The 14,734-nt window shown below is 67.4% G+C and carries 10 protein-coding genes; 3 read left to right on the top strand and 7 right to left on the bottom strand.

The annotated features are described in order from the left end of the window. The first annotated feature begins 172 nt into the window (after positions 1-172). Complete coding sequence (locus AB0Q90_RS00050) at positions 173-439, top strand: hypothetical protein (RefSeq protein ID WP_363163777.1); 267 nt, start codon at positions 173-175, stop codon at positions 437-439. Between the two features lie 2 nt (positions 440-441). Next, positions 442-1,206 carry a polysaccharide deacetylase family protein gene (locus tag AB0Q90_RS00045; protein ID WP_363163776.1) on the top strand — a complete coding sequence of 255 codons (765 nt, stop codon included), beginning with the start codon at positions 442-444 and terminating at the stop codon, positions 1,204-1,206. 776 nt (positions 1,207-1,982) lie between these two features. Here the strand turns inward: AB0Q90_RS00045 and AB0Q90_RS00040 are convergent. Genes AB0Q90_RS00040 through AB0Q90_RS00030 form a run of 3 tightly spaced genes read right to left on the bottom strand, consistent with a single transcriptional unit; the run spans position 1,983 to position 7,349 of the window. Further along, positions 1,983-4,715 carry a TerD family protein gene (locus tag AB0Q90_RS00040; RefSeq protein ID WP_363163775.1) on the bottom strand — a complete coding sequence of 911 codons (2,733 nt, stop codon included), beginning with the start codon at positions 4,713-4,715 and terminating at the stop codon, positions 1,983-1,985. Beyond that, complete coding sequence (locus AB0Q90_RS00035; RefSeq protein ID WP_363163774.1) at positions 4,705-6,777, bottom strand: DEAD/DEAH box helicase family protein; 2,073 nt, start codon at positions 6,775-6,777, stop codon at positions 4,705-4,707. Before AB0Q90_RS00035 ends, AB0Q90_RS00040 begins: the two co-directional genes overlap by 11 nt. Then, positions 6,774-7,349 (bottom strand): hypothetical protein, encoded by a 576-nt coding sequence (locus AB0Q90_RS00030; protein WP_363163773.1) that lies wholly within the window; start codon positions 7,347-7,349, stop codon positions 6,774-6,776. Before AB0Q90_RS00030 ends, AB0Q90_RS00035 begins: the two co-directional genes overlap by 4 nt. 598 nt (positions 7,350-7,947) lie before the next feature. On the opposite strand from AB0Q90_RS00030, the gene AB0Q90_RS00025 reads away from it, so the two are divergent. Beyond that, positions 7,948-9,060: a hypothetical protein gene (locus AB0Q90_RS00025; protein ID WP_363163772.1), complete on the top strand. Its 1,113-nt coding sequence runs from the start codon at positions 7,948-7,950 to the stop codon at positions 9,058-9,060. Positions 9,061-9,300: 240 nt separating this feature from the next. Here AB0Q90_RS00025 and AB0Q90_RS00020 read toward each other — a convergent pair whose 3' ends face one another. From AB0Q90_RS00020 to AB0Q90_RS00005, 4 genes are all read right to left on the bottom strand, one after another. After that, a complete protein-coding gene (locus AB0Q90_RS00020; RefSeq protein ID WP_363163771.1) occupies positions 9,301-10,296 on the bottom strand; it encodes an abortive infection family protein in 996 nt (331 codons plus the stop codon). A gap of 120 nt (positions 10,297-10,416) precedes the next feature. After that, on the bottom strand, positions 10,417-12,792 hold the full coding sequence (locus tag AB0Q90_RS00015) for a hypothetical protein (protein ID WP_363163770.1): 2,376 nt from the start codon (positions 12,790-12,792) through the stop codon (positions 10,417-10,419). 180 nt (positions 12,793-12,972) lie between these two features. Next, on the bottom strand, positions 12,973-14,100 hold the full coding sequence (locus AB0Q90_RS00010; protein ID WP_363163769.1) for an ATP-binding protein: 1,128 nt from the start codon (positions 14,098-14,100) through the stop codon (positions 12,973-12,975). A gap of 71 nt (positions 14,101-14,171) precedes the next feature. Then, a complete protein-coding gene (locus AB0Q90_RS00005; RefSeq protein ID WP_363163768.1) occupies positions 14,172-14,699 on the bottom strand; it encodes a hypothetical protein in 528 nt (175 codons plus the stop codon). Between the last annotated feature and the right edge of the window lie 35 nt (positions 14,700-14,734).

Raw genomic sequence — 14,734 nt, 5'->3', positions numbered from 1 at the left:
CAGAATCGCCGGCTGGACCGTCGTGCGCAGAGATAGACCAAAGTATGAATGCGCGGCCCCACTCCTTCTTTGGAATGCGTCCGCAGAGCCTACCTTCCGCCGAAGATAAAGAAACTCCCGCGTTCCTAGCGTGATTCCTGTCGACGTCATCGACTCACGTAAGGAAACGCGAATGACGAACCGCAGCCGAATGCCCCTGCGCCCCGCCCTGACCGTACTGGCCGCTCTGGTCGCCGTCTTTGCCGTGGCAGGTGGTCTACCGCTGGCCCAGCGCGCGCCCCAGATCCTGTCCGGGGTGCTCTTCGGCGGCTCCTTCTACAGCCCGGCGATCACCCAGCTCGTCCTGCTCCTCGTCGGCTTCGCAGTCCTCGCCGTCATCGTGCACCTGATCCTGCACTCCCGGCGCGACGCCGGTCGGGACGAGACCGGTGAGCGGTGAACGTGACCCGCCGCATCCGACTGCCCAGGCCTGCCATCGCGCTGACGGCCGGGCTGGCCGTCACCGTCCTGGCCTCGTGCAGCACTCTCACCGGGGTCGTCTCCCCGGCGGACGCCCGTCGCGAAGCGGGCGCTGACAAATCCGTCTCCAGCCTCGTGGATTGCCGTAAGGACCGCTGCGTCGCGCTCACTTTCGACGGCGGCCCCAGCAAACCCACCCCGAAACTCCTCGACCTTCTGGAAAAGGAGAAGGTGAAGGCCACGTTCTTCCTTCAGGGAAAGGGGCATACGGACACCTACCCCGCCACCGTCACTCGCATGGCAAAGGAAGGGCACGAAATAGGAAATCACACCTGGTCGCACAAGGACCTGGCCGCGCTCACGCCCAAGCAGATAACCGCGGAAATAGAACCGGTCCAGCAGGACATAAAAAGGGCGACCGGAAAAGCGCCCACTTTGATGCGGCCGCCGCAGGGGAGGACCGACGACGACGTCTCCAAGGTCATGAAGGGCCTTCGGCTCGCCCAGATCCTGTGGAGTGTCACCGCGAAGGACTACCAGACCACCGACACCGAACTGATCAAGAAACGAGTCCTGGACCAGACGGAACGCGACGGCATCATCCTGCTCCACGAACGCTATGCGGGGACCATCCCCGCCGTCGTGGACATCATCCCCGAGCTTCGGAAACGCGGTTACACCTTCGTCACCGTCTCCGAACTCATGGCCCCCGCCACACCCCGGCCGGGCACGGTCTACCGACCGTGAACGGCGTCATGTCTGAATGTCTGAAGGGCTGATCGCGAATCGGCCCACCCGATAAACACATATGAACAGAGCCATGTGAACGGCGAAGGGGCTTCCGACTTGTGTGAGTCAAGTCAGGTATCGACACCCGCCGCCCGGCCCCGCGCCGCTCTGCACGGGCGCGCCACGGGATGTTCCGTGTGTGTGAGTGAGGTTGCGATCAAGATGAGTGCGGATGTGTCTGGTGCGGTGGGGCGTGCGGCTGAGCCCGCAGTGTGGGTTCTCGTTTCTTCTCAGGGGCGTGAGATTGGCTGCCGCTCTGTTGGCTCGGTTCCCTGTCCGTGCATGAGATTGATCTTGATCTCGGCATGTCTGGCTCATGACCTGCGCATGTGACTGCATGTCCATCTATGGCCTGAAGCTTGAAAGGGCTTGAGCTGCACTACCTGGATGTGTCTGAGATTCCCTGAGGTTGTTGAGAACCTTTATGTCATTGAGGGGGCTCCCGCGACGTTGCTCTCGCGGGCCAGGACGTCACGAACCTGCGGGGCCCGCTGCGCCAGGGAGGACCGTGTCGTCATCCGGCAGGTTCAGGCCGGCGCGCACATACCTGAGATCGGCCTTCGCGTTCCCGGCGGGCCTGCGTAAAAGCCCGACTGTGCAGGAGCGTTGGGAAGCCGAATCCGATGGTCCCGCTGCGGCGGGACCTGCACGCGCTGACCAGTGGGCCCCGTCGTGTAAGGGCCGCGCCCAGCCGTGATGATCCCCGGCCGGGCGTCTCGCCCCATTTGGCATCGTCATCCCTCGACGTTGATGCCGAAGTCCGTGGCCATGCCTGCCAGGCCGGTGTCGTAGCCCTGACCGACAGCACGCACCTTCCAGCCCGCTGCGTGCCGATAGATCTCCATGACGATGGAGACGGTCTCGCCCGAAGTGAAGGGTGCCGGCTCGAAGGACAAGCTGGTACCCGAGGGCTGGGTGGCCTCCGCGCGCCATGTGGAGTGCTGGTCGAAGACGGCCGTGGGCTGTGCTTCGAGGTCGATGCTGGCGATGACGGCCACGCTGTGGATCTCAGCAGGGAGATGAGGCAGTTCCGCGGTGATGGCGGCCGTACTGCTGTGGACTCCGTCTTGGTGGGGGTGGTTGTAGAAGACGAGATCGTGGTCACCGCGTACCTTGCCGTGGCTGGTGAGGAGTACGGCGGAGACATCGACGGGTGCACCGGTGGTGATGAGACGCACCGTGACTGATTCGGCCTCCAGATGGGCGTTGGCCCCCTTGCTCAGCGCCTTCCCTGCACTCTGCGGGGTACCAGGGCGGCTCTCGGCTGCTTCCGCGTCAGGTAGCTCCGAGGGTGGGCTGGTGATGGTTAGCGCGGCCAGGGTCTTCTGGAAGACGGGCCAGCCTTCGGCTTCTTCTCCAGACCAGGGCCAGGCAAGCCGTGCGGAGCCGAACTGTTTGGGTGTGGGGGCCTGTCCGAGGGCTTCCCAGAGCTGCACATAGCGCAGGCTCTCGACGGCTAGACGGCTGAGTTGCCATTGCCGTTGGGCTTCTTCGGGCTGGTTCATGCGCAGGTCGTTGTCGACGGTGGTGCCGCCGAGCGCGGCGAAGACGCGCCGGGCGAAGTCATAGCCGTCGCCCGGCAGGAGACGGGCCGAGCGCTCCTGCTGCGCGGGCGCGGGCTCTCCGATCGCGGTGTACAGGGCGCTGAGGTCGCCGCCGGTCCACTGGTTGGCCGCGACGGTGGCGAACTGGGCGAACTGGATCAGGGTGGGCGGACGGCCCTTCGCGGCCACGAACTGGTGGTGGGCGCGGGCGACGTCTTCCAGGGCGGTGCGCCAGCGCTGCTGCAGGTAGGTGTCGAGGTACTGCTCGGCCCAGGCACGGCGATGGCGGGTGACGATGTCTCGGACCCGCTCGAAGCCTTCGCGGCGGCTGCCGCTGCTGTGGCTCATGGTCAGGGTGAAGGAGTGGCCGGCGGTGTCCACCGGGAGCTCGGTGCACTCCGTGATGATCGCCTCTTCCGGGCCCAAGTGCTGCTCGGCGGTGCGCAGTTCCTCGAACAGCTCCGGGGGGATGGGGCAGTCGGCGGCACGCAGCGCGGTGAGGGGGCGGCTGTAGTAGTCGGCCACACCGGACAGGGGAGCGCGGGAGTAGGGGCCTTCGCACACGAACCAGGCGGTCAGCGCGACACCGTGCCAGAACTCCAGGGCGGGGCCGAGGGTTTCGGCCATCAGCTGGTGGGGGCGGGGGTTGCTGACGAGGCTCTTGGCGTGACGCTGCAGCGTCACCGACTGCCATAGCCGGTCCACCTGCTCGTTGACGGAAGCGGGCAGCACCTGCCGGTACAGCTGCTGGGTGAAGCCGTGTTCGTCCTGCCAGGAAAAGGCCATGATGTTGTCGTCGACGAGCCCCCACAGCGGCCGCATGCCGGGGCGTTGGACAGCGTGTGTCTGGTCGAAGGCCGTCCACCACTCGCGCAGGGCTGCCACGCGTTCTTCAACGGGGGAGAGGGAGGTCGGGCCGCCGAGGAAGGCCGCGAGCATCGCGTGGATCTCGTCCTCTGCAATGCCGGCCTCGGCTGCCATGTCGGCCGCCTGGGCGGACATTCCCACGTACAGGCGCGGCTCGGGCAGCGCGGTGATGACCTCCTCGGCCGGGTGCGGCGGCGCCTGCAGGTAGTCCAGCGCGGCCAGCCAGTCGCCAGCGAAGTAGCCGGAGACAACTGGCTGCAGCGCGCGCGTCACCACCCGGCGGGCGAGGGCGGTGCCGGTCTTGGATTTCTTGGCGAAGCCGGCCATCAGCGCCTGCAGTTGCTGGATGCGATGACGGGTGACGAGCTGCAGCGGATCAACGGCCGCCACAGCGTCCAGGAGGTGCAGGCGGGCGTGGTGCTGGCCGTGCCGGTCCAGCCGGTGCCATCCGCCGCCGAAGCGGAAGGCCTCCAGCGCATCGCTGGCGATGCCCAGTAGCCGGTAGCGTTCCTCGATGCCGGACCACAGCTGCCGCTGGTCGTCGATCGTTTTCGTCGGCCCGGCTGCCCTCACTCGGATCGGTTCGATCAGTGTCTCGAACAACGGGACCAGCACGGACCACAGCAGCACTGCGTCGGCCGCGCCGTCTACCAGGCTCACGCCGGCCGAGTCGTCCGCGGCCAACGTCAGGGCATGGGCAGGGCGTTCGCGCACCAGGTGGGGCAGGTTCACCGCCCCGGCTTTCAGCGACAGCTTCTGCGGCAGATACCAGGCACCGCGACGCTGCTGCTCCGGGACCCCGAAGGTCTCAGCACACCACGCCTTTTCCCGGGCGCTGAGCCCCAACACCTCGACGCTGTCCGCGGCCTGCGGCCCGGCGCCGCGGACCACCGAGACCGTGGGCTGGCCGTTGAGCGCTGCAGTCAGCAGCCGGGCGGCGAGCGTGTCGAGCTGGGCGAACCTTTGCTGCTGCCCGGCAGCTGCCTCCAGGCCAAGTGCCTCTTCGGGGGACGCATTGAGAGCAGGGTGCCACCAGCGCGGCTGGTCACTGGCCACCGGTCAGCCTCCGCATGTAGTCGACGAACTGCTCAAACGGCATCGGAGTCGCGGTGTTCTGCGCGTAGACGGCGTAGCGCTGCGCCATCAGCTGCATCTCCCGCTCCGACCGCCGGGCCTCCACCCGGTCCACGTCATGCACCACCCGCTGCTCGACACGCCCCTGCTCGTACAGCACGAACGCGTCAACTCCGCCCGGGAACGCACTATCGGAGTCCCCTTCCCCGAGGCCGTGACCGTCCGCGAAGTCCGCCTCCAGTGTGGAGGTGTCGATCAAGGGAACGTCGAGCAGCAGCGCGGGATCCATGTCGTTGTCCTCGCACATGGCCTCCAGATGGTCCTCGAGGCCGAGTTCGGCATGGCAGACCACATCCAGATACTGCTGATCGGCTGCCAGACCAGGGTGGCGCAACACCCGCACGCCACGACCGATGAACTGGTAGAACTCGCCGAAGCTGCCATAGGGGCGCACCGGCACGACGACGGTGATGGGCGGGAAGTCGTAGCCCTGGCCAAGCATCCGCAGCTGCACGATGCCCTGCAGATCACCCGAGTCCGACTCGAAGCGCCGCCGGGTGGTTTTGATCGACGACGCCGACATGCTGTGGTGCAGCGTGGCGCAGGGAATGCCGTACTCTTCGGCGATCCGGGCGATCTGCTGAGCGTGGGCCTCACCCATCGCCGCGAACAATGCCCGGGGTTTGACCGGGGCCAGCAGCTTGGCCTGGGCGTCCAGACAAGCCCGCGTCACCGTCATCACCTGCCGGATCGAGGCATCGGACTGCGCGGTGATGCGGGCCATCCTCCGCTCGTTGCCCAACGCGGCCAACAGCGCATCACGGCCGGTGATCTGCTCACGTCGCCCGTCCGGCCACACCGCCTCGTACACCGTCGTCGCCGCATCTGGGGCGAACCGGTGCACGCGCAGGTTCTTCGCCGAGCCGTCCGCGACGGAGTCCACCAGCCGGTAGCGGTAGACGACATCGGCGTCGATCGGCTTGCCGTCCAAACGCTGGAAGCACGCCGACATCAACAGCGTGCGCGCATCCCGGAAGTGAGCGAACAGCCGCTGGTAGGAAGCACTGGCCGCGATATGGGCCTCATCGACCACGATGAAGTCGACATCGCCTGGCTCCAACTTGGCCAGCAGGTCCCCGCCCTTGTCGCCAGTTCCCAGCGCATGGAAATTGGTGACCAGCACATCCGCAGCCAGCAACTGCTGCCGGCTCACCCCGCTGATCTGCCCGTCCTCCGCATCCAGCACCAGAGTGTCCGGCGGCCGGGCACCCGGCAGCAGGGGCCCGCTCGCCAGCCCGTACAAGACGTTGCCAGGCACCCCAGGGTCGAGTGCCTTGGCGAAGGTGCCGCGGATGACCGAGCCCGGCGTCACCACCAGCGCCCGCCGCCTGGTGAACGACAACGCGGCCGCCACCCCCAGCGCGGTCTTGCCGGCCCCGACCGCCATCACCGTGGCCGCATGCCGGCCGCCGGAAGCGTAGTAGTTGGCCAGCGCGGCCAGGGCCTCGTCCTGGCAGGTACGCAACGGCTCCCGGGCCACCTGAGCGCGCACACCGGCGAAGTAGGCCTCATCGCCTGGTGACCGGATGCCCCGGGGCGGATCGGCCGCCCGCAGCGGATCGCCCGCCATCTCCGGGACCTCGATGCGCGGGGCGGCGATGACCAGTGGAAGGAGCACCGGATCCTGGCGCAGCATCGCCTGCAACTGCGCGACGCAGCGGGCGGTGTCCAGACGCACGGCGTCATAGGAAAACCGCAGCACCGTCAGCCCCGTGGACGCCAGATCGTTCTGCCGCAGCCGGTCGTAGGTGAAGGCGGCACGGTCACTGTGGAAGGTGAACCCGTCCAACTCCACGGCCAGCTGCAGCGACGCCCCAGCGATCAGATAGTCCAGCCGGTAGGTGCGCTCGTTGACCGACACAGGATGCTGGCTGTGCACATGCGCCACGATGCCGCGCCGCACGGCCGGAGTGAGCACCCAGCGCAGGAAGGCCTCCTCCAGGTAGGAGGCCGAGGGGATCAGCTGCTCCAGCCCGGCACTCATGCTGCCCCGCCGACCGCCGCCTCGGCAGCCAGCGCACCGATCTTCTCCGAAAGGCGGGCTACTGCATCCTCGCCCTGGTCGAAACGGGTCAGCCGCCGCGCCAGGCCGAGGGCTTCACCGAAGGCGCCCTCGCGCTCCAGCAGCATCACCAGCCGGGGAACGGACGCCACATGCACGAACGACGCCGGGACGGAGTCGGTGTCGAAAGAGACCGCCTGCGGGGCAGCCTCCATCAACTCCAAGTCCAAGAGCGCAAACACCTCAAGCAACTCAAGCCCGTCAGGGTAGGAGCGTTTACCGCTCCACAAACGGTCCACCGCACCCTGCAGGACGAAGTGGTAGTCCATCGCTTCACCGGGAAGCTCCAGCGCCTCCCAGACCCGGCTGACCAAGTCCTCTCCGCTCGCCTCCACCGGCACGTGCCGGCTGGCTGGCGTTGCCGAGGTACTGCCCTCAGTCGTCGGCCACATCGGCGAGCCGTACGACACCTTGGGACGGACACGTGCCTCTGCCAGTGCTTCGCGGACGACACCAGGGCTCCCGGTGAACCGCACACCGGGAATCGCTGCCATACGCTCAAACCACGTTGCCATATCCCCCGCTCATCCCATTCCCACAGCGTCCACCGCCATCCAACCCAATCTCACAGACATGCCGTGGTTCCGCCGGTCCGGGAACCACGCGTCCCCGGTGGCCCACTGTGTACCGCCCATCGACCGAGTGCATCCTCTCGCGGAGCCCACGGTCGGGTGCAGGATTCTCTAGAACGGCACGCGACACAGAGCGACGGCCGTGGGTGAGTGCCGCCTGTCTGCCCTATACGGCTACATCCGGTGCGGTACGGACGCTCGCAACGCTGGAAACCAAGATCCGTCGACCGGGTGTTGTGTGCACGCGCTGTCGGAGAGCGCCTGCTGTTCGTCCATGACGCTCCGCGAACACGACGGCCACTCAGTGCGGCGCACTGTCGCATCTCTAACCGGGGACGGACGAGTTGATCCGACGGGCACCCGGTCGAAGTTGTACGGATGCGGCGAGGTCTGGATCGGCAAGTCCAAGGACCCTCCGTGCGGACGGAGTTCATGCGTACGCGTAAAGACAGCGGCGATCCGCCTCTGGCGGTCAGCGTCTCTTCCTACGCTGCTGGTGGCAGCACACAGGGAGGGTGCCATGGCGGATGGGACGGCCGACACGCAGGAGCTGTGGCCGCAGCTCCTGCAAGTCGTTGAAGAGCGTATGCGGTTCGCCTGGATCCTGCTGAGCCAGAACGCGAGCGTGCTCTTCTACGACGGCATCACGCTGACGCTCAACATGTTCAGCCCGGGCGCGTACGAAACCTTGATCAACTCGGATTGTCGCCGCGTGCTCGAGGAGGCGCTCGCAGAGCTTCGAAATCCTTCGCCCGCCGTAGAGCTGCTGGTGCAAGGCAGGATCCCGTCTCCCCCCGACCTCCCCAGCCCTAAAGGTCCCACGCAGGTGAATGTGCCCGGTGCGGTCCCGGCCACCGACACGTCGCCGGAGCCCGACGAGACCCTGACGGCCATCTTGCATCTCGTCCTGGCCCAGACAGCGTTACTGCTGCACGAGGACGGAAACAGCCAGGCCGCCGCCTTGCTGACGGACGTGGAAGACATCGAGCATCTCCCCGGCGACCGATCTGAGGAAGGCGATGACGTAGCCCTCATTGTGCCGCTCTACCTCGTTGCCCGCTTCACCCAGGAGGTCCTCGCCGCCATCCGGCCCCTGTTCGTCCACGTGGCGGCACGTCATGACCTGCTGGTCGACAACGTCAGCGCCATCCCGGCCCTCCCCGAGACCGGCGACGACTGGCGGCAGAGCCTCCAAGAGAAGCTGATCAACGAAACACCCCCTAGCCAATACTCCCGGTCTCGTGCCGAGGAGGCACCCGCGACCCCCAGCAGGGGCGGTTTCGCCTGCGGCTCCCGGGAGCAAATGCTCGTCTACGAGGCGTTGAAGCGGGCGCAGGCACAGATGCCGCAGGATTCCACCATCGCCATCTTCCCGCTGCCGAGAGCCCGCGTCGGCAGCGGCAGCACCTTGGCCCCGGACTTCCTCGTCACCGCCTCCGGCCGGGTGGGTGCCATCGTGGTCGACGAACCCCATCACCACGAGCACTTCGCCGCGGATGCCGCCCTTGACAGATCCTGGCGCAACAGCGGAATCGCCCACATCGAACGCATCCAGCTCAGGGGATTCAGCGCCGACTGCGAAGTCGACGCCGTCGTCCGACAGTTCCTCACCCGGCTGCACGAACACCACTGACCACAGCGCCAGCCCGGCCGATCACCGAACAGCCGAAGGCGACCGCAGTGCGTGCGGCGTCCACAAGCTGCACCGCGGTGAGGTTCGCCAATGCCTGCCTTAGGCCGACGCCTCTACTCATCCCCACGGCTCGACTCACACGCGGTGGTCCACCGCATGAACCTCGCGCGCAGGATGTAGCGTCTCCCTTTTGCGTGACCTGCCGGTTCCAAGCTGCTTTGGTTCATCACGGCGTGCCTGTCATCGGTTTCCGTCGGGGGTGCGGGCCTCGAGTTCCTCGATGATCGTGCTCCAGACCGGCCTTGCCGCCTCGGGCATCTTTCTCAGCATGTCCTTCATGGAGGTGATGATCTCGCTGTGGTCCTGCTGGAAACGCAGTGACCACGAGGCTGTTTCCAGCAGGATGCTGAGCCTGGTGAGCACCGCGGCAGGATCGGAGTGGTGCTGCAGCAGTTCTGCTGCGCAGTCCGCGCTGGCGGCAGCGTAGGCGTATGCCTGACCGTCTTCGTTGACGAACAGCCCCTGTACCACGCCCTCCCGATAGGCGTCCGGCCACCGCTGCGGGTCATCCGCGCAGGCCCGGATCCCTTCGAGGCGGACGTTGAAGGTTTTTCTGGCCGTGCGCTGGCCCACGGCAACACCCAGACGGTACTGCTCGGCCTCGACGAGGCGGGGGATATTGGCCGCCTCCAGCCGAGCGGCAAGGTCACCTTGGGAGAAGAGGCCGCTTTGAAGGTCATCCAGCAGTGGTCCCACGGCACCCAGGAGCACGGTCTTGAGCCGGGCCAGGGCCCAGCGCACCCACACCAGCGCGGCGTGGACGGAGGCCTCGACGACCTCGTCCGTGATGTCGTGGACGGTGGCACGGCCGTGCCCGGTCCCATAGTGATTGCGTAGCTCCCGCAGCTGAACAGCCATCTTCTTCGCGGATTCGGGAATCTGGCGCACAGGATGGTTGCCGGGCATATTCGACCCGATCACATGCTCGATGACCTGATGCGCCGACGCGAGCAACTTCGTGTACCCGTCGCCGTCGGGCACCACACGACCGTGGGCCACGAGCGTGACCCGGGCAACGCACTCGACGAGCTCTTTGGCCGAGCCGACGATCAGCGGACGGTCATCTGCGGCGACAGCAGCGGCAAGACGGCCGTAGGCGTCCTCGACCGCCCGCCACTGATCATGCTGGAGCCCTTCGGCCCGGGGGAGAGGCTGCTGCACCAGGTGTTGGATCACAGGTCACATTCTCCCCGCGTACGACGGTCCATGGCCCGCCGGGCACGGTTCCCGGCTCGTCAGTGTGGGGGTCCATCCGCCGCCTGCCACCCTCCCGGCCTGCCGTTGTCTTACCGCCGCTCAAGACGTCCCGCCGGCGGAACGTCCGGCTGCGCTGTCTGGCGTGTTGAACAGGTTCTGAAAGGTGCGAAGTTCTTCTTTGGTGAGTGCCGGGTCGCCGCTGACGGCCGTCACCGTGGTGTCCCACTCCCGGTAGCCGTCGCTGCGCGGAGTGAGCAGCACGCCCACGGACGTGAGGTCGGCAAGGTCCGCGTGTGCGCCGCGTTCGTGGTGGCGCAGTTGGAGCCACGCGGAGAAGGCGGCGCGGGTGTGCTCGGTCAGGGCGGAGCAGACGGCGAAGCCGAGCTGGTCCTGGTCGGGTCCGGCGAGGAAGGTGCGCATCCGCCACGCCGTGGTGCCGCTTTCGGCCTTGGTCACCGTGGAGAGCGCGTCGAGAAGGAAACGGCCCAGGTCTGTGCGATAGCCAACGAGCAGGCTGTCGAGAGAGGCCAGCACCTGCTGCCAGGCCTCCTTCTCGGCGGGTCCGGTCGGGCTGGTGGCCACGTCCTCAAGCATGATGCGGACCATCGTGTGGGCCTCGTCGTCATCGCTGCCAGCCGGCGCGGCGGGCAGCAGCGGGACACTGCTCAGCTGTCCGCCGCGCCGCATCCAGGACCGGGCCCCCTCTCCTGGTACCGCCTCGGCGTCCGCGGCTGCCAGCTCGTAATAGCGCTCGGGCTCCCCGCCCAGCACGGGCGCCGAGGCACCGACCCGGTGCAGGTATCCGACGACTGCGTGGGTCGAGCGCAGCTGGTTGAACAGGAACTCCCAGTCGCGCCGCAGCAGGGCGATCACCGGTGTGCTCCCCTCCTGGGCGGGAAGAGCCAGCTCCTGCGGGGGATCAGGGTGCTCGATGATGATGACGCCGACCCAGTCGATGGCCGGACTGTCGATACGGATGCTATGGCCCCGTCCATTGACCATCTGCACGCTCTGCGATTTCAGGCGGCGTACCGTGCCGTGGATCTGTTTGCCCGCCGCGGTCAGCTGTTTGAGGATCCAGGACGTCTCGCGTTCCACGGAGGCCGGCTCACCTTCGCGGGCCTTGATCTGCAAAACCACACCGCGCTCGCCGACCACCAGCAGACCGTCGCTGATCTCCCGCACACCGCGTCCTTTGCGCTCCACGCTGGGGGCCAGCACGAAATCGGGCAGGCCCCAGGTAGCGGCCGCGTCCTTGACAGCGGTCTCCGCAGCCGTGCCCCGCCGATCGTGGTGGCGCAGGGGGGTCGCGTGCGGGACGACCCGCTCATACACCCCATCAGGCGTGCTCACCATCAGCGTGAGCGTGTCGGCGTCCTGGACCCGCCCCAGGCCGATGTCCGAGGAGGCCACCGCGGCCAGTTCCTCGGCGGACCAGTGCTTCGACGAGCGCGCGGCCTCAATCCAGGCATCCGTAGCCCCGGAGTGGTTGGCAGGCAGCACACGTCGGCTGCCCGGCACCTGACTGGACAGCCACGCGAACGAGACGGCGAACCGGGTGACCGCCTCGATCACCAGCGACAGCCGCTGGTCGAAGGTGTCCTCACCGTCGGCCGGGACGAACCCCTCGGTGAAACACAGATCGACCCAGGTACCGGCCTGCGCATTCACGGCGCACCCGCTCTGGTAGGAGCGCAGCTGGTAACGGGCCAGGACACGCCCCTGTTCGTCGAGCGCACCGGGCTCCGCCACCTCCACGCTCTCGACCACCGAGGGCGCTGCGGCATGCACCTGCGGTTCGACGGGAGTCGCCCAGGCGCCCATCACCGCCCCCGTATCCAGTGCCGCCTCCCACTCCAGCAGATAGCCCAGCCCGCGGCGGATCCGGTCGATGACCTCGTCGCCGTCGCTGTCCTGGAAGGGCTGGCAATCCTCCACCATCGCCACGTGCGAGCGCAGGGTGCCGTCCATGCACGACTCGGCCAGGGATGCCCTGAACCCCTCGAGAGAATCAGCGACCGGGAAGAACCGGGGGCACTCCGGCCTGCGCAGCCGCTGCAGCGCGCTGAATGCCTCAACCGACTCCGTCACCAGTGCGTCCAGACACGCCCACAGCTCCCGCACACACCCGCGGAACAGCTCGGTCAGCTCCGCCTGCCTGCCCGATGGCCAGGCCAGCAAGGCTCCGATGACCCCCGACCCGTCCGGATGCGTCACCACGCTCTCCTCGACGAGGCCGCCCCTGAGAAGCGTGCTCCACAGCTGCGCCATCGCCGTCTTGGCCTGCTGCGCGTCGCGCAGATGCTGCCATGCCCGCGGGTAGTACTCCCTGATCACAGCATCGACCCTAACGGCGGGCACTGACACCGAGCCGTTCCCCTCGCGGCCGCCGCCACCCACGATGGCGGCCTGCCCGCGCAGTCGCACGGCCGCAGCCAGACCTGCGTCGCGGCAGCGGCCGGAGCCGTCGGGCAAGAAAATCGCGGGCGATGTCAGCGGGGAACCCGGACAGGAATCGTCGCAAGGGACGCGGGCCCGACCCAAGCACAGGGGCGCTGCTGGTCGCCGCCATCGACGACGATGCCGACACGGCCCGTCACTGTGCCGAGCAGCAGCACAGGGAGCAGCGGGCGAGCCCTCCTGCATGCCCGTTGGTCAGCCGCCAACGTCGATGTCTTTCAGCAGCTCCAATGTGATGTCTTCGATGCCGTCTTCTATGGCCGTGATGGCTGCCTGGCAGATTAGCTGGGACAGCAGTCTGAGGTAGCCGCCGGTGCGGCGGTGCAGGTACTTGGCCTCGCCGACCAGAGCATGCGGCGAGAGCTGGTGCAAGCAGAGAGCCTCTTCGAAGCCGCGCACGACGCTGGGCCAGGTCTCCTGATCGCCGTCGTACAGCGGAATGGGGTCGAGCCAGGTCACCGGCAGCCGGCTGGGATCGGCCTGGGGGAGTACCCGGTGCTGCTTGCCGTCTTCGCCGGTGATGACCGGTGCCCGCTGACTCAGGCCCTCGTGTGCCTCGCTGAGTCCGTCCGCCTTCACGCGGGCCGCCCGCACGATCTCGCGGGCACCGGTGCCGCAGAAGATGGTCGTGATGCCGAGCTCCTCGCGCAGGGAGTCGAAGTAGGGCAGCACCGCGACGAGTTGGTCCGGGTGTACCCGCTGCATGCCGTCCACGAGGAGCAGTTGGGTCCAGCGCCGCTCCAGGACGTGCCACACGGACTGGGAGAGGTCGGGGGTGCGCCGGGGCTGACGGATCTCCTCCTCGGTCAGCGGCGCCGGGGCCAGGCCGAGGAACTCGGCGATCACCCAGACCCAGTTCACGATGTTGTCCGCATCCTGCGGGGCCATGATGTGCACGACGGGGATCCGGTCGTCGTGCACTTCCTCGATTTTGGTCTGGAACTCCCGGCCGATGGCCCGCAGCAGGAAGGTCTTGCCGGTGCCGGGCGGCCCGTCGATCACCCGGTCCATCAATCCCTCGCGCCGGTTGCGGTTGGCCAGCAGCAGCCGGTGCGTCTTCAACAGCGCCGCATCGAATGGGGGATTGGGGACCAGCAGCAGGTGCCCGTGGTAGCGCAGGCGGGGGTCGTCGGAGGTGACCGGGGTGCCGAGCGGGGCCGAGTCCGCGAGCTCAGGACGCTTGATCATCTCGCGTACGTAGGTGTTCCAGCCCTGCAGGGTAAAGATCCAGCGCGGCGCCATCGGCGCGGCCCGTGCATGGCCCAGGATCTGTTGTTCCCGCTCGGCGCGTGCGGCGGTGGGTGCAGCGGCGGAGGTTGCCACGATGTCCTCCTCAGGGACGGGATGGGGGCCACGGCGCCCCCCCATGGGCGCCGGCGGTGGGCGGTTGTCCGTCACGGAGCGTCTGCGTCGTCCGGTGCCGACGGCCGGTCGATGTCCCGGCCGGCGATGGGCAGGGACGGATAGGCGGTGACCGTCTCGACGTCGATGGACACCCCCGCATACGGGTCCACCACCGGCTCGGGCTCTGCGGCCACCTCCAGCCCCTGGAAAGGAATCCTGGGGGCGCTCTTGTGCGCCTTGCCCGGGCCTTGGCGCAGTGAACGGCGCAGCGCCCGCATCGCTTTGACGATCGCCAGCTGATCGTCCTTGCGGCCGCCGTTGTCCACGACCGCCGCGGTGGCCCGCTCCCACAAGTCCTGCGTCCAGTCGTCCTCGAGTAGACCCCGGTAGATGAACTCCACCTCGAGCCATTCCTGCGTGTACAGGTGGTCGAAGAGGTAGGCCACTTCGGGGTGGTAGGGGTTATAGCGGGCTTTGAATCGGTCGTTGTGCTCGTTGATCCCGGACCGCTGCTCGATTGTTGGACGACTCTCTGTGTGAGCACGTAGCTGGGAGTTGGCGACGTTCGCGGTGGACATGAATGCTGATCTTGGTGGGCAGTCTGATCTCGCTT

This window comes from Streptomyces sp. NPDC079141, from assembly GCF_040686775.1.
Classification (GTDB): domain Bacteria; phylum Actinomycetota; class Actinomycetes; order Streptomycetales; family Streptomycetaceae; genus Streptomyces.
Note: the sequence above shows the minus strand (reverse complement) of the source record. Positions and strands in the feature narration are given on the sequence as shown.

Bases quoted from the DNA above. Each gene is read 5' to 3' on its own strand.
- AB0Q90_RS00030 (WP_363163773.1), bottom strand. From the start codon at position 7,349: ATGGCAGCGATTCCCGGTGTGCGGTTCACCGGGAGCCCTGGTGTCGTC.
- AB0Q90_RS00005 (WP_363163768.1), bottom strand. From the start codon at position 14,699: ATGTCCACCGCGAACGTCGCCAACTCCCAGCTACGTGCTCACACAGAG.
- AB0Q90_RS00050 (WP_363163777.1), top strand. From the start codon at position 173: ATGACGAACCGCAGCCGAATGCCCCTGCGCCCCGCCCTGACCGTACTG.
- AB0Q90_RS00025 (WP_363163772.1), top strand. From the start codon at position 7,948: ATGGCGGATGGGACGGCCGACACGCAGGAGCTGTGGCCGCAGCTCCTG.
- AB0Q90_RS00035 (WP_363163774.1), bottom strand. From the start codon at position 6,777: ATGAGTGCCGGGCTGGAGCAGCTGATCCCCTCGGCCTCCTACCTGGAG.